This window comes from Candidatus Tisiphia endosymbiont of Nedyus quadrimaculatus (assembly GCF_964059235.1).
Lineage (GTDB): Bacteria > Pseudomonadota > Alphaproteobacteria > Rickettsiales > Rickettsiaceae > Tisiphia.
The window spans coordinates 1,398,456-1,424,185 of sequence record NZ_OZ060452.1 but is presented as its reverse complement, the minus strand read 5'-3'; the positions used below and the strand labels follow the sequence as shown (position 1 = coordinate 1,424,185).

24 protein-coding genes are annotated in these 25,730 nt (G+C 33.2%); 15 read left to right on the top strand and 9 right to left on the bottom strand.

Annotated elements, in window-relative coordinates; translation table 11 throughout:
* Positions 1-146: 146 nt before the first annotated feature.
* Both nusB and AB3211_RS06840 read left to right on the top strand, forming a co-directional pair.
* Entirely contained in the window at positions 147-644 is a 498-nt protein-coding gene (gene nusB / locus AB3211_RS06845) for a transcription antitermination factor NusB (protein WP_367364084.1), read from the top strand.
* Positions 634-1,326: an RlmE family RNA methyltransferase gene (locus AB3211_RS06840; protein ID WP_367364083.1), complete on the top strand. Its 693-nt coding sequence runs from the start codon at positions 634-636 to the stop codon at positions 1,324-1,326. Before nusB ends, AB3211_RS06840 begins: the two co-directional genes overlap by 11 nt.
* Here the strand turns inward: AB3211_RS06840 and AB3211_RS06835 are convergent.
* A complete protein-coding gene (locus tag AB3211_RS06835) occupies positions 1,306-2,463 on the bottom strand; it encodes a hypothetical protein (protein ID WP_367364082.1) in 1,158 nt (385 codons plus the stop codon). The genes AB3211_RS06840 and AB3211_RS06835 overlap by 21 nt on opposite strands.
* Before the next feature lie 631 nt (positions 2,464-3,094).
* Here AB3211_RS06835 and AB3211_RS06830 point away from each other — a divergent pair.
* The 11 genes from AB3211_RS06830 (at position 3,095) to AB3211_RS06780 (ending at position 13,518) form a co-directional block, all read left to right on the top strand.
* Positions 3,095-5,221: a ribonuclease E/G gene (locus tag AB3211_RS06830; RefSeq protein WP_367364081.1), complete on the top strand. Its 2,127-nt coding sequence runs from the start codon at positions 3,095-3,097 to the stop codon at positions 5,219-5,221.
* 2 nt (positions 5,222-5,223) lie between these two features.
* Complete coding sequence (locus tag AB3211_RS06825; RefSeq protein WP_367364080.1) at positions 5,224-5,727, top strand: hypothetical protein; 504 nt, start codon at positions 5,224-5,226, stop codon at positions 5,725-5,727.
* Positions 5,728-5,863: 136 nt separating this feature from the next.
* Positions 5,864-6,841, top strand: coding sequence for a DNA polymerase III subunit delta (holA, locus tag AB3211_RS06820; protein ID WP_367364079.1), 978 nt, complete (start codon positions 5,864-5,866; stop codon positions 6,839-6,841).
* A gap of 201 nt (positions 6,842-7,042) precedes the next feature.
* Positions 7,043-7,348 (top strand): hypothetical protein, encoded by a 306-nt coding sequence (locus tag AB3211_RS06815; RefSeq protein ID WP_367364078.1) that lies wholly within the window; start codon positions 7,043-7,045, stop codon positions 7,346-7,348.
* Positions 7,349-7,364: 16 nt separating this feature from the next.
* Positions 7,365-7,940, top strand: coding sequence for a HEPN domain-containing protein (locus tag AB3211_RS06810; protein ID WP_367364077.1), 576 nt, complete (start codon positions 7,365-7,367; stop codon positions 7,938-7,940).
* A gap of 522 nt (positions 7,941-8,462) precedes the next feature.
* Positions 8,463-9,443 carry a porphobilinogen synthase gene (gene hemB, locus AB3211_RS06805; RefSeq protein WP_367364076.1) on the top strand — a complete coding sequence of 327 codons (981 nt, stop codon included), beginning with the start codon at positions 8,463-8,465 and terminating at the stop codon, positions 9,441-9,443.
* Positions 9,444-9,731: 288 nt separating this feature from the next.
* Positions 9,732-10,385, top strand: a complete 654-nt coding sequence (locus tag AB3211_RS06800) for an SCO family protein (protein WP_367364075.1) — start codon at positions 9,732-9,734, stop codon at positions 10,383-10,385.
* Between the two features lies 1 nt (position 10,386).
* Positions 10,387-10,515 (top strand): hypothetical protein, encoded by a 129-nt coding sequence (locus AB3211_RS06795; RefSeq protein WP_367364074.1) that lies wholly within the window; start codon positions 10,387-10,389, stop codon positions 10,513-10,515.
* Positions 10,493-10,873, top strand: coding sequence for a cytochrome c maturation protein CcmE (gene ccmE, locus AB3211_RS06790; RefSeq protein ID WP_341753758.1), 381 nt, complete (start codon positions 10,493-10,495; stop codon positions 10,871-10,873). The genes AB3211_RS06795 and ccmE overlap by 23 nt, the downstream gene beginning before the upstream one ends.
* 273 nt (positions 10,874-11,146) lie before the next feature.
* Complete coding sequence (locus AB3211_RS06785; protein WP_367364073.1) at positions 11,147-12,031, top strand: hypothetical protein; 885 nt, start codon at positions 11,147-11,149, stop codon at positions 12,029-12,031.
* Positions 12,032-12,108: 77 nt separating this feature from the next.
* The gene (locus AB3211_RS06780; protein WP_367364072.1) at positions 12,109-13,518 is read left to right on the top strand and encodes an FAD-dependent oxidoreductase; all 1,410 of its coding nucleotides are present in this window, start codon (positions 12,109-12,111) and stop codon (positions 13,516-13,518) included.
* 11 nt (positions 13,519-13,529) lie between these two features.
* Here AB3211_RS06780 and uvrC read toward each other — a convergent pair whose 3' ends face one another.
* The 6 genes from uvrC to AB3211_RS06750 all read right to left on the bottom strand — a co-directional run bounded on the left by uvrC (position 13,530) and on the right by AB3211_RS06750 (position 18,942).
* Positions 13,530-15,377 carry an excinuclease ABC subunit UvrC gene (gene uvrC / locus AB3211_RS06775; protein WP_367364071.1) on the bottom strand — a complete coding sequence of 616 codons (1,848 nt, stop codon included), beginning with the start codon at positions 15,375-15,377 and terminating at the stop codon, positions 13,530-13,532.
* Positions 15,378-15,448: 71 nt separating this feature from the next.
* The gene (locus tag AB3211_RS06770) at positions 15,449-16,867 is read right to left on the bottom strand and encodes a sodium:solute symporter (protein ID WP_367364837.1); all 1,419 of its coding nucleotides are present in this window, start codon (positions 16,865-16,867) and stop codon (positions 15,449-15,451) included.
* Between the two features lie 175 nt (positions 16,868-17,042).
* On the bottom strand, positions 17,043-17,312 hold the full coding sequence (locus tag AB3211_RS06765; RefSeq protein ID WP_367364070.1) for a type II toxin-antitoxin system RelE family toxin: 270 nt from the start codon (positions 17,310-17,312) through the stop codon (positions 17,043-17,045).
* Positions 17,303-17,524 carry a DUF6290 family protein gene (locus tag AB3211_RS06760; protein ID WP_341754689.1) on the bottom strand — a complete coding sequence of 74 codons (222 nt, stop codon included), beginning with the start codon at positions 17,522-17,524 and terminating at the stop codon, positions 17,303-17,305. Before AB3211_RS06760 ends, AB3211_RS06765 begins: the two co-directional genes overlap by 10 nt.
* A gap of 260 nt (positions 17,525-17,784) precedes the next feature.
* On the bottom strand, positions 17,785-18,216 hold the full coding sequence (gene tsaE, locus AB3211_RS06755; protein ID WP_367364069.1) for a tRNA (adenosine(37)-N6)-threonylcarbamoyltransferase complex ATPase subunit type 1 TsaE: 432 nt from the start codon (positions 18,214-18,216) through the stop codon (positions 17,785-17,787).
* Positions 18,217-18,255: 39 nt separating this feature from the next.
* A complete protein-coding gene (locus AB3211_RS06750; protein WP_367364068.1) occupies positions 18,256-18,942 on the bottom strand; it encodes a hypothetical protein in 687 nt (228 codons plus the stop codon).
* Between the two features lie 745 nt (positions 18,943-19,687).
* Here AB3211_RS06750 and istA point away from each other — a divergent pair.
* Positions 19,688-21,184, top strand: coding sequence for an IS21 family transposase (istA, locus tag AB3211_RS06745; RefSeq protein WP_367363704.1), 1,497 nt, complete (start codon positions 19,688-19,690; stop codon positions 21,182-21,184).
* The gene (gene istB / locus AB3211_RS06740; RefSeq protein ID WP_367363705.1) at positions 21,184-21,933 is read left to right on the top strand and encodes an IS21-like element helper ATPase IstB; all 750 of its coding nucleotides are present in this window, start codon (positions 21,184-21,186) and stop codon (positions 21,931-21,933) included. Before istA ends, istB begins: the two co-directional genes overlap by 1 nt.
* A 213-nt stretch (positions 21,934-22,146) precedes the next feature.
* On the opposite strand, the gene dnaJ is transcribed toward istB, so the two are convergent.
* Both dnaJ and dnaK read right to left on the bottom strand, forming a co-directional pair.
* Entirely contained in the window at positions 22,147-23,274 is a 1,128-nt protein-coding gene (gene dnaJ, locus AB3211_RS06735) for a molecular chaperone DnaJ (protein ID WP_367364067.1), read from the bottom strand.
* 569 nt (positions 23,275-23,843) lie between these two features.
* Positions 23,844-25,730 carry a molecular chaperone DnaK gene (dnaK, locus tag AB3211_RS06730; protein ID WP_367364066.1) on the bottom strand — a complete coding sequence of 629 codons (1,887 nt, stop codon included), beginning with the start codon at positions 25,728-25,730 and terminating at the stop codon, positions 23,844-23,846.

Here is a 25,730-nt window from a genome sequence, read left to right as displayed (position 1 = left end):
TTTTTTCTAGTACGCTTCGCGTATCCTAGATTGCCGCGTCGCCGCTTTCAGCGGCTTCTCGCAATGACGTATTTTTTAATAATTCTAAAAAACTTGATTATCGAGTAATTAGATTAAATTTTGTTACAAATATATCAAAAATTTTTATGACCTCAACCAAGATTAGTACCAAAACGATAGCACGTATTGCTGCGGTACAGGCAATTTATCAGTATAAACCGGAGAGTCCTGATCAAAACATAGACCGGATTATGCAGCAAATTGTTCAATTCTATCAAGATGAACGAGTAGCTAATGATTTAACAACCAATTTCAATAAACCAATAAAAGTGAAGTTAAGTATAAGTTATTTTGAATTGTTAGTAAAGTCTGTAGTTGTAAATTTACCTCAAATTGATAAGATGATATCAAGGCATTTGACATCGGAATGGCAAATTACCAGCTTACCTATTCTGCTTCTTGCTCTCTTGCGTGTGGCAATTTGTGAATTACAATTTCTTCCAAATGTTCCAAGTAAAGTGGTAATTAATGAATTCACCGACATTACAAGTGATATGTTGAATGAGAACGAAGTTGGTTTTGTTAATTCTGTATTGGATAGAATTGCTAAAAAATCTAGCGAGATCATGTGTCATGACATCTAATATATTAGGGTTTAGAGGTAAATTTGTTGCCGTTAAAACTACAAAAAAGCGTAAAAATTCGTCAAAACAGTGGCTCTCGCGTCAATTAAATGATCCATATGTTTCTAAAGCAAAGCTTGACGGTTATAGATCTAGGTCAGCTTATAAGTTGCTGGAAATCCATGAAAAATTTAATCTGTTAAAACCAGGGATGAAATTAGTCGATTTAGGTGCTGCACCAGGTGGATGGAGTCAAGTAGCTAGCAAAATTATTAAATCTGATGAATCGGCTGGCAATAATAGCACGATAATTGCAGTTGATTTGCTTGATATCGAGCCAATTATTGGTGTGCATTGCTTACAAAAAGACTTTTATGCTGAAGATACCAAAGAGATTATTATAAAGATGCTTGATGGTAGTGCTGATGTGGTAATGAGTGATATGGCTGCTAACACGACGGGTCATGCAACAACTGACCATATTCGGACTCTTGACTTATGTGAGCATGCGATTGACTTTGCCTTAAAAGTTTTAAGGCCGGGGGGGCATTTTATTGCTAAAATTTTTCGAGGTGGTACGGAGAATAATGTGCTAAACAGAGTTAAACTTAATTTTCATAAGTTCAAGCATTTTAAACCATCTTCTAGTCGTAAAGAGTCAGTAGAGGTTTATTTAATCGCTTTAAGTAGGAAATCTGTATAACTTTCGTTTAAAAAAATACCAAGAATAATAAAGTACAAAAGTTCCAACAACACTATATGTAGAAAATAGAAAACCCTGCCCATCATAGAGTCCATGGGATATATAAGAAGATAAAGCTCCAGAATAAATACCAATAGCACACATAGTGAAATATATTGCCAGTGCGGTTCTCAAATCTTGTGCTTCAAATTTACCGGATAATATTAATATATTACAAATAAAAATAGCACATAAACATACACCAATTATAGAAAGGAGATAGATGTTACCTATTAAAGTGACTCCATAATATGGTAAAAGAATAAAACTGGCTAGGAGGATAATTATCAATATTAAGTTCGCAAGATATTTATTGATTATTTTTAATGATAAAATAACAGGTGATATCAAGAAAAATATACTTATAAGAGTATAATGACTAATAGTGTCTATCTTTGATACAGGAAAGTTTTTCTCTAAGGCAAATTCTTCATAATACCACAATATATCGAAAGTAATATAAGATACCATAAAGCCTGTTAGGACCTGTAATTCTATATTCTCAATTAAGAATGAAAATCTAGAAACTAAAGTTGTATTTTTATTAATATTCTCTCTTTGTAAGCAAGTTATAATAATGAAGCTATAAAGTAATGTGCATAATAATAACCCATTTATAGCTGATTCTAGAAATACAGTTAGTAAATCAACGGTAAACTGTCCAGCTATCCATAACAAAGAAAAGATAATAAGAGCAAAATATTTATAATATTTATAGTTATTGGTTAACTCTACTATTTTGATGATAGTTGTGGTTATGTAAGTGTAGTAGGCAGATGCCATTACAATAAAATTGATTTTAAGAATGGTGTAATCCTTAATCATAATTAGGTTTAACATGCCTATTATAAGTAAGATTAAGCTAACAATAGTAGTTTTGTTATCGCTGATTTTGTTAATTAATGGGGTTAAGAATAAACCGGCTATTATATAACCTAACATTTCGATTGATTCGATATGGTCTAGTTGCTCCCCTGATAAGCCTTTACTTAGCAGAAAACTTGGCATTATAAGTGCATTGATGTAAGTGATACATGCAAAAAGAAATACGCTAAGAAACAATAGCAAAACTGTTTTTAAATGATTATTTTGGGTCATAAATAATTGTTTGCTAAACTAGATTACATCGTATATAAATTTGTTAGTTGAGAGGCGTTTAAGAGGTTTTTATATAACCAAAAGTACATTATATCACTCATTATGATTTGTCTAATTAATTTATTATTTTGACCATTAATAAAATATTATATAACCAAGTAGGTATAATAGTTATCGATGTCATCCCGCTTCGCTGCAGAATCCAAAAAACAGCCTGAATGACTGTTAGGTATCATGGATTTTCGCTTTTAGCTAGGAATGCCATCAACCCTGATGGGGGTGCTACCTAGATTGGTTAAGTTGACACCGATACGTCTATGGATCACTAGTATGTCATTCCCGCACAGGTAGCGGAATCTATAATATATAATAACCTTTGCAGGTTATTTTTTGGATTCCTGCTTTTAGCTAGGAATGACATCGTTTTTGATCCTGTAAATACCATACTAGTATTATGTTATATCGAATTTAGGTTAAGTAGAGTTTTTTAGTTATTTGTTAGGTTAATGTACTTGTTAAATGTTTTCTCATAAAAACTTAATATTAAGTTTTAAATTTGTTATAATATTCTCTAATATTGCTAATTTACGGAGCTTAGAGATATACCTAGAAATTTACGAGTAAAAAATTAATGAGTAAAAAAATTATAGTTGATGCTAACTTCCCTAATGAAACAAGGGTGGTTTTACTGAATCATAGTAACAATATCGAGGATATTGAATATGAAACAGCCATAAAACAACAAATCAAAGGTAATATATATCTTGCAAAAGTTATAAGAGTTGAGCCAGCGTTGCAGGCTGCCTTTATAGATTATGGTCCGGACAAAAGCGGATTTTTACCTTTCAATGAAATTCATCCATATTATTATAATATACCAGTATCTGATCTTAAATCTTTGACTTCTATAAATAAATTACAAGAAATTTCTCTTTTAGATATTACCCAAGATGATTTTGTAGAATCTGAAACAAAGAGGGATTATAATCCGATAATAGATAGTGAAGAAATTGATTTAAATGCCATAGAAAGATTAGTGGACGAAAAAATTCAGGTGGAATTTAATTTAGATGTCCTAGATAATGACATTGAAACAATAAGTGTAGACAAAAGTGATAGAGAAGAAGACAATAAACAAAAGCAATACAAAATTCAAGAAGTAATAAAAAAAGGACAAGTTATGCTTGTTCAAGTTACAAAGGAGGAAAGAGCTAATAAAGGTGCATCATTTACAACCTTTATATCTCTTGCGGGAAAGTATTGCGTTCTGATGGCTAATACTCCATTGCAGAATGGTGTATCGCGTAAGATATCCAATGCTGATGAGCGAAAAAGGCTTAAGAATATAGTCAGTAACATAACTGCAAATAATAACAGTAGTGGGTCAAGTATCATAATTCGTACAGCTGGTGCTGGCTGTACTACTTTAGACATAAAAAGAGATTATGATTATTTAGCAAGATTATGGAATAAAATTAGGGAGAGTACTCTTAAATCTGTAGCTCCCTGTTTTATACATGAAGAAGATGGCCTAATTCAAAAAGTCATAAGAGATATGTGTGATCATACTGTTAAAGAGTTGATAATACAAGGTAGTGGGGCTTATCAAAATGCTGTGAAATTCATGAAGGATATATTACCTATTGATTTGGCTAAGCTCAAAGAATACAAAAATAAGGTGCCAATTTTTACAAAATTTGCTGTTGAGGAACAACTAGCAAAACTATACCAACCAGTTTTTGCTTTACCTTCTGGTGGTTATATAGTGATAAATCCAACAGAAGCACTTATTTCAATTGATGTTAATTCAGGAAAAGCAACTTCTGAAAAAAATATTGAAGAAACGGCATTAAAGACCAACTTAGAAGCTGCTAGAGAAATTGCTAGGCAAATTAAATTAAGAGATTTATCAGGCTTAGTGGTTATTGATTTTATCGATATGTATGAGGCTAGAAATCGTAGGATTGTCGAGAGGTCTTTTAAGGAATTTCTAAGTAGAGATCGTGCAAGAATTCAAACTGCTCATATTAGCCAATTTGGTTTGCTTGAGATGTCTCGTCAAAGATTAAGACCATCATTTTTGGAATCAAATTCATCGATTTGTTCATATTGTAACGGTAAGGGTCTTGTTAGGGCAGATGAGTCAAATGCTATGTTGATTCTACGCACGGTAGAAAATGAAATTTTTAATGAAAATATTGATTTAGTAAATATTTTTGCTAATATTCATTCAGTTATCTATTTACTGAATAATAAACGTTCAGAAATATCTCTAATTGAAGAAAAATATAATTTAAAGTTAAAATTCCACGTTGATCCTTCTGCCACTTCTGATAATTATTCAATTGAAAAAATAAAATTGCCGAAGAAATCTAGCCATATAGAAGCTGGTAATAAGCCATTAATTCAGAATCAGTCCTCTAATTATCAAGAAGAAAAGAGTACTAAAGAGACTCCTGCTCCTAACAAGAAGAAGCAAAAATGGAAAATACCTGATAAATTAGAAACTAGTAGTGAATCAAATAAAGGTATAGAAAAAATTGATAAAGAGGTAATTGATTCTATTCAAGAAACTAATAAACCAGTAGTGGTAAATGAATCGGATAACGGAGATAATGACCTTGACACCAATAAGTCAAGCCGTAAATATATTGAGAAAAAATCAAATTATTCTCGCCCCTCTAGAGTACGTAACTATAATAAACGTAAGGTAGATGACAATGATAGTGGACAATCTCAGGAGGTAACTAATAGTTGAAAATGGTACGTTCAAATTTATTATTAGCTCTTGCTTACTTATTTTTATGTACCTCTTGTAGTTTAAAACCTGTATATAGTAATAAATATAACACGCAGGAATTAAGCCAATTAAGTAGCATTGAAATTGAGCCAATAGCATCTATTGAAGGTGCAGAATTTTGTTACTATTTATCTAGTATTTTACCAAATTCTACAACAGCTACAACAAAATATTTATTAAAGGTAAAATTTACCAACAAAACTTTACCACTTATTCTTCAAAAGAATTCTGATGTGTTAAGAGAAACAATCAGTCAAACTGTTCAATATAGGTTAGTTGATATTGTTACTAATCAAGAAGTGACAACAGGAACATTTAGTCATATAACCTCTTATAGTACAGCTTCTTTACCATATCATAGCTATATAGATGAAGAGGTAGCATTGAAAGATCTTACAAAACAAGGGGCAGATGAGATCCTAGCGAGATTAATTTTATATTTTAAGAGAGTGCCTACGAACTGAATAATTTTTGAGGAATTTTTAGGAAAAATGTAGCTGAGTACCGCAGCATACTTATATGTCTGTGAGGAACGGAAGCAAATTTTGACGACAAAATTACCAAAAAGAATCAGTTCGTTTTAACAAAATAGAATTAAAGATGAAGCTTTATCTATCACAAATCATTCAGCTACTTGATAAGGTAGAAAATGGACAAATTAAGGCTCTGTTGCTTTATGGTCCAGATAAAGGGTATATTGATAAAGTTTGTAAGAGTTTAGTGAAGAAATTTGACTTATTAAAAACCTCTATAGAATATTCTGAAATTAAAAATCGCTCGCTCGAGACGTTAGTTAATACCCAAAATTTCTTTATGCAAAAACAATTGATTATAGTAAGGTCAGTTGGCGAGTCTATAGATAAATCTTTAAAACTGGCTCTTGGTAAAGACTCATTGCATTTCTTAGTTTTTATTGCTGATGAATTATCAGCTACTTCTAGTATACGTAAGTTTTTTGAAACTGAAACTTATTTGGCTTCTCTAGCTTGCTACCACGATGATGAACACAAAATTACTAAGATAATTTTACAAAAATGTAACAGTGTTGGTAAGGTTATAAGTGAAGATACTGTTAACTATTTAACAGCTCGTTTAAAAGGTGACCATCAAACACTAGTTAATGAAATCAATAAGTTAATATATTTTACATTTGATAAAGATCAAATCACCTTGGATGATGCACTAGCTGTAGTTAGTGATGATTTTACAGGGAATGGGGATAATTTATGCGTTTATTTCTCCTCAGGAAATCTTGATAATTTTTTACAAGAATTCACCAAACTAAAACAACAAAATATTAATGAAGTGCTAATTATCAGAGCATTAATCAGGTATTATCTAAATCTATACACCGTATTGAATAAATTAGCAATGGGTGTTAATATAGATATGGCTATAAAATCACTATCTCCACCAATTTTCTATAAATATGTGCCAAGTTTTAAGCAAGCTCTAAATAAGGTTAACTTAGAAGATTGCATTAAAACATTGAAACATTTAGAGCAAGCAGAAATTGATTATAAGCTAAATCCAGCCGGCTTTGATATATATCAACAAGTTTATGCTAAAACATACTAATTCGGTAAAATTATATAACACTCCATTCAATATGTGATTTTAATTATTAAAATCACATATTGAATGATGAAAAAAGTTAAAATGCATTTGCGTCAGCCGCTTCAAGAGTGCATTTTTCCTTATGACAAAGCCATTTCGATATAAGAATTAATAATTCTTATATCGAAATGAGGTTAATATATTCTCAAAATATGACGATAAATGTATATGAAAACTACCTTACCTAGCCGTTCTATGATAATTCAAGAAAAGCTTGATGAGATTGTAAAAGAAATCTTAGTAGTTGGAAAAGATAAGATAGCGATGATTATTTTATTTGGTTCTTATGCTAGGGGAGATTGGGTACAAGATGAATATAAAAAAGGACACATTACTTATAGTTATCAAAGTGATCTCGATCTTATGTTGGTGATGAAGAAAGGCAAACATGCCCGTCTTGCCGGCTTATCCATAGAAGATAAAATAGAAAAAAGGTTGGAAAAAAAAATCATTAAGAAGTCCTTTTGAGTTATGGGTAACTTTGGTGCTAGAATCAATCAAGACGGTAAATAGTCAGTTAGAGAAGGGGCATTATTTCTTTTCTGATATAAAAAAAGAAGGAATTCTTTTATATGATAGTGGTGAGTTTCAGCTGGTGGAAGCTAAAAACTTACCCTGGGGAGAAAGAAGAGAGATAGCTAAAGAAGATTATGAATACTGGTTTGCAAGAGGCACAGGTTTTTTTATTGAATGTAAATACCCAATAAAAAGGGGGGAATATCCTTTATCAGCCTTTTTAGTTCACCAAGCTACTGAGTGTTTTTATAATGCTATCCTGTTAGTCTTTTCTGGCTATAAACCTAAACTACACGATATAAGAAAATTAGGTAGTATAGCCGGAAATTACAATGAAGAATTATGGCAGATATTTCCTCATTCTAGCGTTGAGCAAAGGCAATGTTTTAGATTACTTGAACAGGCTTATATTGAAGCTCGCTATAACAAAGATTATAAAATAACTAAAGAACAGCTACTTTACCTTATTGATCGAGTAAAGAAGTTAAAAACAGTGACGGAAAAAATTTGCTTGGAAAGGATTAATGGAAAAGAAGTAACGTGATTTGGCTTAATCTTACTATAATAAAAACAAAGCAGTTAAGAGCAGGAGAGCATAATACCCTACATTTTTTGTATAATCGTCATCGCGAGGCCCCTTTAGGTGCCGTGGCGATCTAGTAAAGTGAGGCGTAATACTGCATAAAGATTGCCACGTCGCTGCTGCTCCTCGCAATGACGATTGTGGTGTCTGTAGGTGCGATTACACAAAAAATGTAGGGCACTATGGCAAGAGAGTCTTTAAAGACTAAAAATAACTGAATTATCAGTATTAAGTGAAGAGAATGATAATTTTTATCGATTAAATATTAAATATTGCTTAGTGGGTGTATTAATTGTGATATAACTAGTATACTGCTCGTAAATGAAGAGTTGATAGACGAAGATCAAAATCATGAAGTGCTAGGAGTCGAAGGGTCGAGGAGCGGAGCGTACATATAGTACGTGAGCACCGAAAATCCCTGAAGACGACAACGCAATTCTTGATTTTCATCGAGTATATTAAACAAAAAAACGTGGAAAAGTGATGTATCCAACAGTACGATTAAGAAGAAATAGAAAAACGCGGTGGCTAAGAGAATTAGTAGCGGAGAATAGGCTTGGCGTGGATGATTTGGTGCTAGCATTATTTGTGGTTGAGGGCGAGAACCAGCGTCAAGAGATCAAAACTATGCCTGGCGTATATAGATTATCTATTGATCAAGTAGTGTTGACGGCTAGGCAAGCTTATGAAAATGGCATAAATGCTATAATACTCTTTCCTTGTATAGATGCAAAATTAAAAAGCGATAATGCTGATGAGGCATATAATCTAGACAATTTAATGTGCAGAACTATACGAAGTATAAAAAATGCCAACATCGATATTGGTATAATATGCGATGTTGCCCTAGATCCTTACACTACCCATGCACATGATGGTATTCTACATAATGGGGATGTAGATAATGATAAAACTGTTAAAGCTTTGTGCAACCAAGCTCTAGTTTTAGCAAAAGCTGGGGTAGATATTGTAGCCCCATCTGATATGATGGATGGTAGGATTATGGGCATACGTCAAATATTGGATTCAGAAGGGTTTATTAACGTTAATATACTATCTTATGCGGTAAAATATGCTTCAAGTTTTTATGCCCCATTCAGAGATGCATTGAACAATAATAAGATAGCTTATCTAAATAAAGCGACCTACCAAATGGATATACGTAATAGCAGGGAAGCTATGTTAGAGATAGAACATGATCTTGCCGAAGGTGCAGATATGATTATGATTAAACCTGGTATGATGTTTTTGGACGTCATAGCACAAGCGGCCAATAACTTTAATACTACTATATTTGCCTATCAGGTAAGTGGTGAATATTCTATGTTAAGATTTGCGGCAGATGCCAATGCCTTAAATTGGCAAGCAAGCATAATAGAATCATTATTATGTTTTAAGCGTGCTGGTGCTAGTAGCATTGTTACTTACGCTGCATTAGAAGTAGCACAAATATTGAATGCATAACATATAAGTTTAAGTACTGAAGGTGCAGGGATGAGATCGAGATTATTAAATACTCACCTTACACATGGCATTTAAAAGTCATAGGGAGAATAGCCTAAAGTCATTGCGAGGAGCCACTTTGGTGGCGACGAAGCAATCCAATAAATGTGGATTGCCACTACACTTACGTGGTCTCGCAATGACGTCTTGTACTTTTCTGCAATTTTTAAATTGCCATGGGGATTATGCGTAAAGTTAAATATTTTATACCAAATTGAGCTTATAATAACCCTATAAATGAAGGATCTAATGCAAGAGAGATGTCAGACTAAGAAATGTCAGGCTAATATTATTATAAAAATTATTTTAGCAGTAGGTTTATTGATAACTATTACGTCATTGTATCTTTGGTTATCTTTTGATGTGCCGCAAAAACCCCTTGCTGGAAAGGGAGGAGGGGATAATATTGACGTGCAAATTGGTGGAAATTTTGAGTTAACTGATCAAGATGGTAAGACTTTCAATAGTGATAGTTTGAAAGGAAAATTAAGTTTAATTTATTTTGGTTTTACTTATTGCCCTGATATTTGTCCTACTTCTTTGCAAAAATTAACAGAGGTCATTAATACTCTTGATAAATATAAAATTGATGTTGAATTTGTTTTTATTACTGTAGATCCTCAGCGTGATACTCCAGCAGTGCTTAAAGAATATTTAAAGCATTTTAATCCTAAATTTATTGGTTTAACGGGTAATGAACAACAAATTAAAGAGGTTGCTGATAAATTTAAAGTGTATTATGCTAGAGCAAATGATGGTGAAAATTATATGATTGATCATTCTTCTTTTAGTTATTTAATGGATCAACAAGGGAAATATATAAAGCATTTTTACTTAAATAGTTCAGCTCAAGAGATTATAGATTTTGTTAGAGTGAAGCAGCAAAATCAAAAAAGAGATTAAGATGTTTTATTATCTACTAGCCTCATACCTGTTTGCTCTTGGTGCTCTTGCCTTATTGTTAATAACAAGTTGGCTAGATTATAATAAAATTAAAGTTAGATCAAATAATGCAAAAAAAGGTAAAAAATAGATTAAAGTTTATATTATTTTACCTTTTATGCAGTGCTGGGGGAATATATATGATATTATACAATCTTGAAGATAGTATAGTATTTTTTTACCCTCCGTCAAAAATTAACGAGTCAAAACTTGGCAAAGAATTGAGGGTAGGGGGCTTAGTTAAAGTAGGTTCAATCAGAAAAGTGACTGCTGATAAAGTGCATTTTGTCATTACAGATAACATTAAAGACCTAGAAATATCTTACCAAGGGGTTTTACCCGCCTTATTTCGTGAGAATCAAGGGATAGTAGCTGTAGGTAAGTTATCAGGTAATATATTCATAGCTCGTGAGTTATTAACTAAGCATGATGAGAATTATTCTCCTTAGGCATTAGGGTAATTTAAAAGTCACGCTTTAAAGTTGAAAAACCAAAATAATTTTAGGTGGATATGTGCTTACAAACGTCATTGCGAGGAGGTTGCTTGCTGCAACCGCCGAAGCAATCCAGCAAAAATACGGTAATTTAATTTTTTTTTGTTTCCTGGATTGCTTCGGCGGCACTTCGTGTCTTCTCGCAATGACGTTTGATGTTCTTAATAATTACTTATTTCAACTCTAGAGTGTGACTTTTAAATTACCATAAATAACAGGAGGTATAAAATGGGAACAAATGAAAAAGAAATTGCTTATAGTGTAATTACAAAAATTTTTAATGAGAAAGGTATAATACTTAATGAAGTTAGTGATGGAACATTAAAGGAAATGATTCAGACAGTTGACATTATCAGTAGAAGAACTGACCCTATTAAAGATCAAGATGAATTAATTATCTCAAAGTATGAAAAAGGTCTAAGCCGTATGCTATCAGACTACCCGGAGCTTAAGCCCTCAGTTGCAGATATAGCTGCAGGCTTTGAGCAAATTTGTACTGGAGCAACAGAAGAAAGGTCTAATTTTATAAAAAACGTAACACAAAAAGCTCTGAATGAAAGCATAGCTAAAGACTTCGCGAAAATTAAAGAGATAGTTGATTCAGTTTGTCAGCTAACTATGAATACGGATAATTTTGGCAGCTTATCTATATTAATTGGTAAACAAAATGCAAAAGAGTTACAAGACCATAGTAAGTCAATATACTCTCAATTTCAAAAGTGTAATATCAATAGTGTTGAAAAAGAATTTAAAAAATTAGCTGAATGGTGTGAAAAAAAACAAGAAGTAATAGATGCTCCAGTGTTTAAGAAAATTAAAAGAGTAATTTCTTCTGCTGTTTCAGTCATTTCAGCTGTTATTAGTAATAAACCAAACGCTAGTGAAAAGGTGAATGAATTTAAACAAAATATTAGCTCACTAGTGGACGATAATGAATGGTTTTCTAAATATTTAGCAGATACTAAGTCGATTATCAGAAACAGTATTAATAAAGTTCCTTCCAATGATTCACATCAAGAGACAAAAATAAAAGCAATAACAGGTAAAGCAGATAATGTAACTTCTCCTCAACATCTAAAACCAAATATTAAAGGTGGATTTACCCGTAGTTAACAGGGTAATGTAAAAGTCATAATTAATAGTTGTTATAGATATAAATTACCCTGCTAAAAATATGCCATGAGACAATAATGATTATTCGAATCATCTTAATTTTAACATGTTTTTTTGTAGTTAAAGTACAAGCTTTACCTGTTACTCATGATACAGGTAGCTTACATGATACTGAAATCTCTAGGTACGAAGTTATTCCTAGAGAGGATAGTATTGAGTATATAAAAAAAATAATTAACAAAGCACAAGATAAAAAGACTCATATTACTGTGAAAGGAACGCAGCATAGCCAAGGAGGACACAGCTATAGCCGAGGGGGTATAGTTCTAGACTTATCTAATCTTAATAATATAGAACTTTTAGGAACCAGCTTAGTGAGGATACAAGCTGGAGCAACATGGAAACAAGTGATTGAATACCTAAATCCTCTAGGCTTATCTATTGCTGTTATGCAATCAGATTATGATTTTAGCATAGGGGGTACAGTCTCAACTAATGTTCATGGTTGGCAAGCTAATAAACCACCAATGGTTTCTACCATTCATGGTTTTCATATTTTAACTTCTGAAGGGAAGGTAATTTACTGTAATCGAAGCGAGAATTATGATTTGTTTAAAGCTGCAATAGGTGGTTATGGAATGTTTGGAGTTATCATAGATGTTGATCTTAAAATAGTTCCAAATAGATTATATCGGTTGAAACAAGAGATTTTTAATATAGGTGAATTTCCTAGTTATTTTCAGAGAGAGGTTAAAGATAATTCAAAAGCCCATATGTTCTTCGGTAGGTTTTCTATTAGCAAAAGATACTTTTTAAAGAGGCTTATTGTAAAGATATATGAAGATTATGATTTACCAATTGCTAATTCTTCTCTTTCCGTTTTAAACGGAAGCGATGAATTTGTTAGCTTATTATTTGCCTCCACTTATAATAACCAATTTTTTAAGAAGATTCGTTGGTATATTGAGACAAGTAAAGCGGCTAACAAAGTTTTTAAAACAGCATCACGAAATCAATTATTATACCAGTCTACAAAAGTCTATACTACTAAAGATCCCAAAAAAATAGATCTGTTACAAGAATATTTTATTCCTATAAACCGTTTTAATGAATTTGTCAGTTTCTTGCAGACTCTTCAAAAGGATATTAGCCCTTATCTTATGAATCTTACCTTGAGACATATTGAGGGAGATTCTGAAACCTTGCTAAATTATGCAAAAGAAGAGATGTTATGCTTTGTGATGTTATTACGCGGTCCTAAAACTGAGAAATTTGATCAAGATATAGGCAGAGCGGCAATGAAGATAACTAATAAAGCTTTACAGTTAAACGGCAGTTATTATCTTCCTTATAGGCCTTATCAAACAAGGTCGCAGTTTATACAATCTTACCCAAAATTTCATCAATTTAAAACAATAAAGAATAAATATGATCCAAAGATGATTTTTGTTAATGAATTTTATAAAAACTACTTAGAAGAGTTATAATCAAATTTAGGTTATTTATTATGTAATGATGTAAAAATATGCTTTGCAAGAGTTTGGCTGATACCTTTTACTTTAGATAATTCCTCAATAGTAGCATCGCATATTGCTTTATATGAGCCAAAATAATGTAACAAGGCTTTTTTTCGGATAAGACCAACTGAATTTATGTCATCTAGACTAGAAACTTTAATGGCTTTGGAACGACGTAGCCTATGATTTTTTATAGCAAAATTATGTGCTTCATCACGCAGAATCTGTAAATATTTCATAACTGGCAGGTTTTTGTTGATGGTAAAAGACTCTTTACCAGGCATATGAAATTGTTCGCATCCAGCATTTCTGTCAGGTCCTTTTGACATACAAACAAATGGAATTGCAAGGCCAAATTCTACCATTATTTTTTGTACTACTGATAGATGTCCTTTACCTCCATCAATAATCATTAAACTAACTATACTCTTTAGATGTTCTTTTTTTAATCTTGTAAATCTTCTTGTTAGGACTGTTCTTAGCATTTCGTAATCATCACCTCCTTTGGCATCTCCCTTGGCAATAGCTATATTAAAGATCCTATATTCTTTTTTATCGAATCCGGATTTAGTCGCAACGATCATACTACCTACGGCAAATGTTCCCATAATGTGACTATTATCGTAAACTTCGATTCTATCTGGTAGTAGTGGTAGGTTGAATAATTGTTGTATTTGTTGGAAGATCATTTGATTTTTAGCAAATTGTTTTAAATGCTGATCAAGTGCTAGCTGACCATTCAATTCAGCATTTTCTAATAATTTTACTTTATTACCACGGATAGGGTGTATTATAGACAATTTATTATTAGCACTAAGTTGTTTAATAGCTTTAGTTACTAATTCTATATCAATGATTGGATGATTTATAATTATCTCATCTGGAACTGGATTAGTTTGATAAAACTGATTGATAAATTGTGTTAGAATTTCAGCTTTGCTACTTTCATCCGTTTGAAACGGAAAGTACGCTATATTTCCATAAGATTGACCAAACCTGTATACAAACAGTTGAATACAATAACAATTATTCTTTTCAACAATGGCTATAACGTCAGCATTTTTTATAGGATTACTAGATAAGGTTGATTTTAGTTGGATATAACTCAGTGCCTTTATTCGGTCTCGTATTTCGGCAGCAGCTTCAAAACGTAATTGTAGACTTAATTGTTCCATTTTGTCAGACAGAGTTTTTTGTAGTTCCTTAGTTTTGCCAGTTAAGAAGTCTCTTACTTGGTTAACCAGCTCACTATAATCTTCTTTACCAATTTTGCCAACGCATGGGGCAGAGCATCTACCAATTTGGTATTGTAAACAAGGACGCTTGCGGTTCTTAAAATAATTATCACTACAAGAACGTAGTTTAAAAATTTTTTGTAATTCTTTTAGGGTAGTATCTACTTGCTCTGAAGAAACAAACGGACCAAAGAATTCACCACTAGATAAATTTTTTCCTCTATATTTAATTAATTGTGGGTAATCAGTATCCAAACGTAATTTGACATAGGGAAAAGATTTATCATCTTTAAGTAATATGTTAAATTTTGGCTGAAACTTTTTGATTAATTGTGCTTCAAGTAATAAAGCTTCAATTTCGGAGTTAGTAACATTATACTCTAAATGATGTGTTAGAGATACCATGCGTATTGTTTTATTGTCAAGATCAGTTTTAATATAGTTAGTAAGGCGTTTTTTTAGATTCTTAGCTTTCCCCACATAGATAACTTGCTGATCAGCACTCAGCATTTTATAAACCCCAGGAAGATTAGGAGCATTCTCAAGATGAGATTTTATTAATTCACTACCTATAAGTTTAGATTTTTGTAACATAATTTACCAAACAACCTGAGTTCGACATAACATTAACTGTACGTACGACTGTACCCCTTATTTATCAAGGCTTATAGCTCAACTTTCAAATTCGGGGAATTACCTAGCTTTTTGGTAATTAATCCTATGCAGAAGACTAACAAACTGCACATAGTACCAACAAAGACCCCCTTTAGACGAGAATTATGAGTGAAAAAATATGTCCAAATGAGAAAAAATGTGATCCCGCTTAATCCACATAAAACCATCATTCTTTGTGTTATAGTAATGTTGAAAAGAGCAAATACTAGAGGGACTAATATTAGTGGCCCCCAAAATCCGGTAATAAACATTACTAAATCAATTACATTATTAAATTTTAAGGCAATAATTATTGCAAAGCTGCCAATTACGACATTAGTAATTCTAGCAATTAACAATAATTTCTTTTGATTTTGTATTTTAAAAATAGGATTTAATAAGTCCTTCACTAAGGCTATTGAGGTGACATTTAAATCAGAATCAGCGGTAGACATAACTGCTGCAAGTAAGCCAACTATCACAAAGCCTTGTAACCCTGAGGGTACTATTTGATCAATTAAGTGTGGTAATGCAAGATTAGAAGAATAGTTGGGATAAAGATTATAGGCAATCAGACCATTTAAGGTGATAAATATTAAGAATATAGCATATATAACTGATTTTATATATATAGCGGTACTAGTCTTTTTTGCATTATTATTAATTAGAGCCCTCTGAATAAAATTAGGATATAAGTTCATTACACAAAAACCTAGCATGGCAGTTATCGTATTAATAAATATCTCACTGGCAAAATTATTATTATAGATAAAATACACTTTTTCACTAGGTAGTTGTTGGATAAATTCACTGATGCCAACTTTATTGAGACCACATATGGCAATAACTGGAATAGCCATTATCATTGCAAAGAATTGTAATAAATTAGTAAACATAATCGATTGTAATCCTCCAATAGTTGTGTAGATGATAACAATTCCATAACTTAATATTACTCCTTCTAAATAATTAATCTTTAAAATATATTGAAAAATATAACCACTAACGCTAATTTGGGCAGCAACAAAGCCTATAGATACCATAACAGACGCAGTGCCAGCAATAAAACGGCCTGATGTACTATAATATTTTACCATTATATCGCCGACACTTTCTGCTCCATAATGTTTAGTTATTTGGGGTACAAGATAAATAGCTATGAGTATATCGATTGGTAGAGTGAGTATTAGTCCGTAGCTATACGATAAATCACCGGAAAAGGCTTTTTCAGCAATACCAAAAGTAGCACCTCCCCCAACAGATGAAGCGAAAATAGTTGCAACCAATAATAGTTTACTATTGCTGGTCTTACCTTGAACGGTAGCATAATCTGTAAAACTTATAAGTTTAGATCTGTAGTATGTACCAATAACAAGTATTGATACCAAGTATACTAATACAATAATATTATCAAGGGTCATTCTAATTATTTTTATTGAAAGTGGCAGAGTATAGTACAAAAAACTTTTTTGTATCACTTAAACTACGCTTATATGTTTGGAGTTCTAGGGGTAATATCATCCTTATGACGCGAATTCAGGATAAGAATTATAATGCTTATCCCGAATTATGGTTTATGCATATTTGCGTATTCAATAACTGCAATCATATATATATATCTTTTCTATGTTTTATAGCGACTATGAAAATCGTTTTAATTTCCGCCTCAATTCTATAGACAATACGATAATCGCTAACCCGGAGGCGTCTATGGCCTTTCAGGCTGTAACGTAAAGGTTTTCCAAAACCAATAGGGTCGATCATCAAACGCTCTTCAATAGCTTTTTTAATAAGTGCCTTAGCTTTTGTAGAGAGAGAAGGAATGTGTTTGTTTATTACTTCTTCTAAATAATGTACTTGATATTTTACTTCCATGCATCGTCATGGCTATAAGTTTTGACACCGTCCTTATCAAGTTTCTCTGCTACTTTAGATAGATAGAAGTCCTCACGCATTTCTAAAGCTTCAAGAGCTAATTCACGCACTAAACTCGCAACAGACTTATGCTCCTGATGAGCTAAATGTGAAAGTAAGCCAGCAGTTGTTTCTTCAAAAGTTACATTGATCCTTGGGTTTTTTGTTGCCATGATGTATAGTTTTATTAATGTTTTACTCGATAATCAAGTTTTTCCTTAACCGTCATCGCGAGGCATCTTTAGATGCCGTGGCGATCCAAGTAAACAGCGAAGCTGTTTTTTCTAGTATGCTTCGTGTATCATGGATTGCCGCGTCGCCGCTTTCAGCGGCTTCTCGCAATGACGTATTTTTTAATAATGCTAAAAAACTTGATTATCGAGTTTTAGGATAAGTGTAGTGTAACACTTTTACATCACTTTGTCAAGGGATATCAGAAACAAGCAATGCTACAAGATCGTTTGTTACCTTCAAGTATTTGTAAGTGAATTTTGGTTATAGGTCTAGGTAATATTTTTTCAATTAGTTCTGGCCATTCAATTAGACAAAGATTACCTTGGAAGGCTTCTTCTATACCTAGTTCATAAATTTCTTCTAAGTAGTTTAAACGATAAAGATCAAAATGATAAATCGTGAATTTTGATGTCGTATAAATTTGTAGCAAATTAAAAGTAGGGCTGATGATATGAGTAGCAGGACCACAAAAATACTTTATAATCTCTCGACATATAAATGTTTTTCCGCAGCCTAAATCACCGGAAAAAGTTATAATTTCACTAGATTCTAAATTTTTAGCAATAGTTTGCGCAAACGATATAGAGTCTTGTTCATTGTTTAAAATAATAGACTCTTGTTGAAACTTCATTGGATCTTCAAATTTGGGGGTGAGGTGAATCAATAGAAGCTAGGAAACTGGCTGTTTCTCCTCTTCTAGGCGATCAGCCTTAGTTAAGAACCAATCTGTATTTTTAGATATAAGGCTTCTAGAAAACGTCCATTCTTCTTGCATATATTCTATACTACTAGTTATTTTTTCACCTGTGAATAATACTTTTATGAAAATATTATTAGCGAATGTATAAGCTTCAGAAATTTTGGCATCTAGTACACTGCCATTGACAAATTCTCCATAGGTTTCAGAAAAAATATGGAATTCTTGTATATATCTTTTATCCACCAATGTAAGTAAATCTTCAATATCATCATCATTAGAGGCTTCAATGATCAGTTCCAAGGCTGCTTTTGCACTATGTAAAAATTTTCTTGCTTTAAATGATGGAAGTTTAGCCGATACAGCTGCAAGACCGGCTATTATAGCAGTGGAATTCTCTTCAACTATTAACCCATCAAGCTCCATAGGGTTAATAGGATGGATTTTTACCACGCTATGAGGCAAATTATTCTTAAAAATATTACCAGCAGCAGTTTTTGCTGTATAAGTAACGTCTTTGATTCCTGTTTCACCGAAAAAGGAAGATTTGCGTTTAGCTGGATCATCCTCTGATGTAGAGCCAAGAGTAGCAATTAGCCTATTTATAATAATAAAAGCGACTCCAGCAAAAATTAACAACTCTATTATTTGAGCAGACATTAATATAACTCTATTAGTTTGAATTCTTTATACTATTACCTCAGCGTCATTCTGAACTTATTACTCGATAATCAAGTTTTTCCTTAACCGTCGCGAGGAGGCATAATACCCACAACTGTTGAAAGTTAAAAGATCGTCATTGCAAAGTGCTGTTGTAAGTCTTAAACCATCATTGCGAGCGAACGTACGTGAGCGTGGCAATCCATAAAGCTTGTCATATAGATTGCTTCGTCGACCTACGGTCTCCTCGCTAATAGACGATTTTTTAACTTTCAACAGTTGTGGCGTCATTGCAAGGAAGCCGCTGAAAGCGGCGACGCGGCAATCCAAGATACGCGAAGCGTTACTCTAAAAAAACAGCTTCGCTGTTTATCTAGATCGCCACGGCGTCTGTCGACGCCTCGCGATGACGATTTTTTAACTTTTAACAGTTGTGATCCTAATTACACCATTTTCAACAGATTCTGAAATAAATTCAGGATGACATTCCATGATAATAGTATTCTATTGTAAAATTTAAAGATTTGGAAGTTATTTATGCACCAAAATACTTAGTGCAAGTACAAAATATGTTATAAGTGTTAAAAAGCGTGCAATAATGACCCACTAAATGGGTTAATGTGCGTTGAAAAATGACCCACCTAAGAAGTGGGAAAAGTAGTACGTTATTAATCCATTATTATCAACCTATACTTCTATTATTTTCAGAATAAATAATAGGAGTATAAAATCAGAGATGTTAATAATGGAAAGTAAGAGAAAGATATTAGGACGTTATCGTCGTGGAGAAGGTATACGTTCAATAAGTAGAGAATTAAATATATCACGTAATACAGTTAGAAGTATCATTCGTACGCAAGGAGAGATTAAATCTGATTATATACGAATAATTCAACCTATACCTAAACTCGGGAAATATATTGAGAGTCTTGAGAGGATGTTGCGGGATAATAAGAATTCAAAGCCTAAAAAAACAGGGAAAGCTTTATTTGAGGAGTTAAAGATTTATGGGTATCAAGGCAGTTACTCTGCTGTTAGTCGTTATATTAACACTTGGAATGATAGAAATTTTGAGATTAATATAAAAGCTTGCGTACCTTTATCCTTTGCTCCTGGGGAAGCTTACCAATTTGACTGGAGTAGTGAGCAAGTAATATTAGCTGGAGAAATAATAAATGTTAAAGTAGCTCACTTTGTTTTGTGTTATAGCCGTAAAAAATTTATCTATATTTATCCTACTGAAGCTCAAGAGATGGTATTTGATGCACATGTTAGAGCCTTTACTTTTTTTGGTGGTAGTCCAACTAAAGGGATTTATGATAATATGAAGACTGCTGTCAGTAAGGTTTTAAAAGGCTCTAATAATAGAGAATGGAATCCAAAGTTTGAAAAGCTCTGCGCACATTATCTCATTGAACCGATAGCATGTTCTCCAGCTCGAGGTAATGAAAAAGGTAGGGTTGAGCGACAAGTACAGATTGACCGGGAACAGTTCTTTACTCCTATGCCAAAAGCTTTAACCTTGCAAGAATTAAACGATATATTAACCAGCAGATTAGTTACTTATAATAGCTCTCATAAACACCCCGAATATAAAGATAAGACTATAGATGAAGCATATCAACTAGAACGTAATTTTTTAGTATCCGTGCCTGTATTATTTAACGGTTGCAAAGAAATAGATATCAAGGTTTCTATTACTTGTTTGGCTAGATATGAAAGCAATAATTATAGCGTTCACTGTAGTTGTGCTGGGAAAATAGTACAATGTAAGATATATGCTGAACATCTAGTATTTATTTATAATGGTCAAGAGGTAGGTCGTCATAAACGGAAATTTACTAAGGGAGAAACTTGTTATGACGTCAATCATTATCTGCCAATATTAAGGTATAAACCCGGAGCATTAAGAAATGGTGAACCATTCCTTAATATGAATTTACCAGAAGAGCTCATAGAAGTTAGAAGACGTCTTGAGAGCAGCCCAGCAGGTACAAGAGATTTTGCTCATATATTATCGTATATAGCAATGGAATCCATAGAAGCAGTAGTATCAGCATGCACCCAAGCACTAAAAATAGGAACTGTTAGTAAGGAGGTAATTTTAAATATTATATTACGTAATAAAGATGAGTTAAAAGTAACAGAGCCAAGTAATTACCAAGAATATCATACTTTAAAACATATCCCGAAAGCTAATTGTGAGATATACGATAATTTTCTCAAGTTAGGAGGTAAGTAATGAACAATGTATATCAAGAATCTACTAGAGAAGATATTATAAATGTTATGAGAAAGCTAAAATTTACAGGGATGCTTGAGTCTTATGATGAAATTATATCTGATGCCATAAGGCGTAAAGAAGCCTCGAATTATATTTTACATAATTTATTAAAATCTGAACTAACAACACGAACTCTTAGGTCTATTCAAAGTAGGATTAGCGCAGCAAAGTTTCCTGAGAAAAAAGATATAGATAATTTCATATTTATCGATACCCCAATAAACCAAGAACAAATTATGCATCTATATAGTTGCGAGTTTATTAAAACATCTAGAAATATAATCCTAGTTGGTGGTACTGGTAGCGGTAAAACTCACCTAGCTATTGCATTAAGTACAAAAGCAGTACGAAAAGGTTATAAATCAAGATTTTTTAATCTTGTAGATCTTGCTAATCAATTAGAATATGAAAAGAACTCTGCTCAGGTAGGAAAACTAGCAGCTTCCTTGCAAAAAATAGATGTACTAGTCCTAGATGAGCTTGGTTATCTACCATTTTCTAAGAATGGCGGTCAACTTATCTTTCATCTATTATCTAAAATACATTCCAACACTTCAATTATTATTACTACTAATCTTATATTCTCAGAATGGTCACAAATATTTGGTTGTAATAAAATGACTTCAGCGCTACTTGATAGAGTTTGTCATAATTGTGATATCATTGAAACGGGAAATGAAAGTTATCGTATGAAAAAAAAACAATAGTTCTAGACTTATGTGGGTCATTTTTCAACGCTCTTCCTGGGTCATTTTTCAACGCTTATTGACAATGTCACCCCTGCGAAAGCAGGGGGCTAAAATATCTAATAGTCTTCTTGGCTATTTTTGGATTCCCTCCGCAACTCGGATGACATCTATAGTGGTTATGCTTGTATTTATATCAACTATTGATATGACTTTTGAATTACCATACTAATCTCACGACCATAAGTTTTTCATTTTATTAAAAAAACTAGCATCATCCTCATCTTTGTCGCTTGTAAATTCTTTATCCAGCAATTCTAGTAATTCTTTTTGTTTTTTAGTAAGATTTTTTGGTATCTCAATATGTATGTGGGCAAACATATCACCTCTAATGCTTGATCTAACCTTAGACATACCTTTGCCTTTTAACCTAAGTTGTTCGCCATTTTGTGTACCAGCGGGTATTTGTAATTTTACCTTACCACCTTCTATATCTGGGACTTCTACTTCTCCACCTAAAACAGCTTTAATAAAGCTAATTGGTAGTCTGCAATGCAAATTAATTCCATCAACTTTATAGAGGTCATGCGGTTTAATAGTAACAAAAATATACAAATCCCCGTTATTGCCTCCTCGTACTCCGGCATCTCCTTCACCAGTAAGCCTTATTCTAGTACCTTCTTCAATACCAGCTGGAATATTTACTAATAAATTTCTATGTTGTGAGTAACGCCCCTGACCATGACATTTTTTGCATGGATTTTTAATGATTTGTCCTGCACCTTGGCATTTTCCACAAGTTTGTTCTAATGTAAAGAAGCCTTGTTGTCTTCTTGTAACCCCTTGTCCTGCACAAGCGTCACATTTGGTCATTCCGGCATTACTTTCTGACCCGTTGCCATTACATGTTTGGCATTTTACTTCACTGGTAAAACTAATATTTTTGTCGATACCACGAAATGCTTCTTGCAGAGTAACTGTGATATCATATTTTAGATCTGAACCTCTAATAGTAGTTGATGGTCGTTGTCTTCTTGCCCCGCCACCCATAAAATCATTAAAAAACTCACCAAATATATCATTTATATCAGGTCCACTATTGTTATGTCTTCCAGTTGACGATGCTGCACCTGAATTCTGAAAAGCATCATGTCCAAAACGATCATAGGCAACTCTTTTTTGTTCATCTTTTAGGATATCATAAGCACTGCTTATTTCCTTGAACTTTTTTTCTGCTTGTTTATCCTGTGTATTACGGTCAGGATGATATTGCATCGCCAATTTATGATAAGCTTTTTTTAGCTCTTCCTGGGTAGCAGTTTTACTAACCCCAAGTATTTGGTAATAATCTTTTGTCGACATAATAAGAATATCTGATTTTAAATTTAGTTAAATTATCCTTTTAAGCAGCATCACCATGATGGTTGGTGTCCATAGTACCCTACATTTTTTGTATAATCGTCATCGCGAGGCATCTTTAGATGCCGTGGCGATCTAGTAAAGTGAGGCATAATACTGCATAAAGATTGCCACGTCGCTGCTGTCGCAGCTCCTCGCAATGACGATTGCAGTGTCTGTAGGTACGATTACACAAAAAATGTAGGGTACTATGGTTGGTATCACCCTTGCCGTCACCCCGCAACTGTCGAAAGTTTACAAACACCTATACCACAGCGTCATTGCGAGCGTAAGCGAAGCAATCTAGGAAACAATCTATAGCTTAAATGATGTTACTGGATTGCTTCGTCGCCCTTACAGCCTCCTCGCTAATAGACGTATAGGGAAGCTGTATTTACTAACTTTCAACAGTTATGCGATCATCACCCCTGCCGCCATTATGTCTCCCTGCTAGGGTTAATGTTATTCCCGCGTAGGGCGGGGAATCTAGATCCCGCACCGAAGCTGGGATGACATCTCAGAGCCTAAAATTCCTACTTGTTGCTGACATCTTCGTAGTTAGCATCAACTACTTTGTCATCATTCGTCCCAGGTTTTTCCTCACTATGATCATCTGGCTGAGATTTATACATAGCTTCTCCTATTTTCATACTACTAGCCATAAGAGCATCAGTTTTTGCTTTAATTTGTTCAAGATTATCAGACTCTAAAGCTGCTTTTAACTCTGTTATGCTATTTTCTACTTCTTGTTTATCACTAGCTGATATTTTACTATCATGTTCTTTTAGAGTTTTTTCGGTTGAATAAATTAAGCTATCAGCACCATTTCTAGCCTCAATTAATTCACGACGCTTTTTATCATCCTCAGCGTTTTTTTCTGCATCTTTTACCATTTGTTCAATTTCCGCATCACTAAGACCTCCAGAAGCTTGAATAGTTACTTTTTGTTCCTTACCACTAGCTTTATCCTTGGCAGAAACATGAACTATACCATTAACATCTATATCAAAAGTTACTTCAATTTGCGGTAATCCTCGTGGTGCAGGTGGTATCCCATCAAGATTAAATTGACCAAGTATTTTATTATCAGATGCCATTTCCCGTTCACCTTGGAATACCCTAATCGTTACAGCATGCTGGTTATCGTCAGCAGTAGAGAATACCTGACTCTTTTTAGTCGGAATAGTAGTATTACGATCAATCAGCCTAGTAAATACCCCACCAAGAGTTTCAATACCTAAAGATAAAGGGGTAACGTCTAGCAATAATATATCAGTAACTTCTTTATTTAACACTCCTCCCTGAATAGCAGCACCTAGAGCCACGACTTCATCAGGGTTGACTCCTCTATGTGGTTCACGACCAAAGAATTCCTTTACTTTCTCAATAACTTTTGGCATTCTAGTCATACCGCCAACAAGTACTACTTCTTGAATATCCGAAGCTTTTAGCCCAGCATCTTTTAAAGCTTTCTTACATGGTTCTATTGTATCATCAATTAACGTTGCCACTAAGGATTCTAATTTCGCCCTAGTAAATTTTATATTTAAATGCTTAGGGCCTGAGCTATCAGCCGTAATATATGGCAAATTAACATCAGTTTGAGGTACAGATGATAATTCTTTTTTAGCTTTTTCAGCAGCTTCTTTCAGACGTTGCAAAGCTAAAGGATCTTTGCGTAAATCTATACCACTTTCTTTCTTAAATTCATCAATTAAATAATCTAGAATTCTAGAATCAAAATCTTCGCCACCAAGGAAAGTATTACCGTTGGTAGATTTAACTTCAAATACACCGTTACCTATCTCTAAAATTGATACATCGAACGTACCACCACCAAGATCATAAACAGCAATTATTTTGCTCTCAGCTTTATCGAAACCATATGCTAAAGCGGCTGCTGTTGGTTCATTGATTATCCTTAATACTTCCAAACCAGCAATTTTGCCAGCATCTTTGGTTGCTTGACGTTGTGCATCATTAAAATATGCTGGTACAGTAATGACTGCTTGTGTTACCTTCTCACCAAGATAATTCTCGGCTGTTTCTTTCATTTTTTGTAAAATGAAAGAACTAATTTGGCTTGGAGAATATTTTTCGCCCTTAACTTCAACCCAAGCATCGTTATTAGCAGCTTTTACTATCTTGTATGGTACAAGATCTTGGTCTTTTTTTACCATAGGATCAGAGAAACCTCTACCTATCAATCTTTTAATGCCGTATAAAGTATTCTCTGGATTGGTTACAGCTTGACGTTTAGCTGGTTCGCCAATTAATTTTTCACCGTCATTACCAAATCCTACCATTGAAGGAGTAGTCCTAACTCCTTCAGCATTTGCTATGACTCTTGGCTCTTTTCCTTCCATTACCGCAACGCAAGAATTTGTTGTTCCTAAATCTATACCTATGATCTTTGCCAT

Coding starts and splice junctions, on each gene's coding strand:
- nusB (WP_367364084.1), top strand. CDS start 147: ATGACCTCAACCAAGATTAGTACCAAAACGATAGCACGTATTGCTGCG.
- AB3211_RS06840 (WP_367364083.1), top strand. CDS start 634: ATGACATCTAATATATTAGGGTTTAGAGGTAAATTTGTTGCCGTTAAA.
- AB3211_RS06835 (WP_367364082.1), bottom strand. CDS start 2,463: ATGACCCAAAATAATCATTTAAAAACAGTTTTGCTATTGTTTCTTAGC.
- AB3211_RS06830 (WP_367364081.1), top strand. CDS start 3,095: ATGAGTAAAAAAATTATAGTTGATGCTAACTTCCCTAATGAAACAAGG.
- AB3211_RS06825 (WP_367364080.1), top strand. CDS start 5,224: ATGGTACGTTCAAATTTATTATTAGCTCTTGCTTACTTATTTTTATGT.
- holA (WP_367364079.1), top strand. CDS start 5,864: ATGAAGCTTTATCTATCACAAATCATTCAGCTACTTGATAAGGTAGAA.
- AB3211_RS06815 (WP_367364078.1), top strand. CDS start 7,043: ATGTATATGAAAACTACCTTACCTAGCCGTTCTATGATAATTCAAGAA.
- hemB (WP_367364076.1), top strand. CDS start 8,463: ATGTATCCAACAGTACGATTAAGAAGAAATAGAAAAACGCGGTGGCTA.
- AB3211_RS06800 (WP_367364075.1), top strand. CDS start 9,732: ATGCAAGAGAGATGTCAGACTAAGAAATGTCAGGCTAATATTATTATA.
- AB3211_RS06795 (WP_367364074.1), top strand. CDS start 10,387: ATGTTTTATTATCTACTAGCCTCATACCTGTTTGCTCTTGGTGCTCTT.
- ccmE (WP_341753758.1), top strand. CDS start 10,493: ATGCAAAAAAAGGTAAAAAATAGATTAAAGTTTATATTATTTTACCTT.
- AB3211_RS06785 (WP_367364073.1), top strand. CDS start 11,147: ATGGGAACAAATGAAAAAGAAATTGCTTATAGTGTAATTACAAAAATT.
- AB3211_RS06780 (WP_367364072.1), top strand. CDS start 12,109: ATGATTATTCGAATCATCTTAATTTTAACATGTTTTTTTGTAGTTAAA.
- uvrC (WP_367364071.1), bottom strand. CDS start 15,377: ATGTTACAAAAATCTAAACTTATAGGTAGTGAATTAATAAAATCTCAT.
- AB3211_RS06765 (WP_367364070.1), bottom strand. CDS start 17,312: ATGGAAGTAAAATATCAAGTACATTATTTAGAAGAAGTAATAAACAAA.
- AB3211_RS06760 (WP_341754689.1), bottom strand. CDS start 17,524: ATGGCAACAAAAAACCCAAGGATCAATGTAACTTTTGAAGAAACAACT.
- tsaE (WP_367364069.1), bottom strand. CDS start 18,216: ATGAAGTTTCAACAAGAGTCTATTATTTTAAACAATGAACAAGACTCT.
- AB3211_RS06750 (WP_367364068.1), bottom strand. CDS start 18,942: ATGTCTGCTCAAATAATAGAGTTGTTAATTTTTGCTGGAGTCGCTTTT.
- istA (WP_367363704.1), top strand. CDS start 19,688: ATGGAAAGTAAGAGAAAGATATTAGGACGTTATCGTCGTGGAGAAGGT.
- istB (WP_367363705.1), top strand. CDS start 21,184: ATGAACAATGTATATCAAGAATCTACTAGAGAAGATATTATAAATGTT.
- dnaJ (WP_367364067.1), bottom strand. CDS start 23,274: ATGTCGACAAAAGATTATTACCAAATACTTGGGGTTAGTAAAACTGCT.
- dnaK (WP_367364066.1), bottom strand. CDS start 25,730: ATGGCAAAGATCATAGGTATAGATTTAGGAACAACAAATTCTTGCGTT.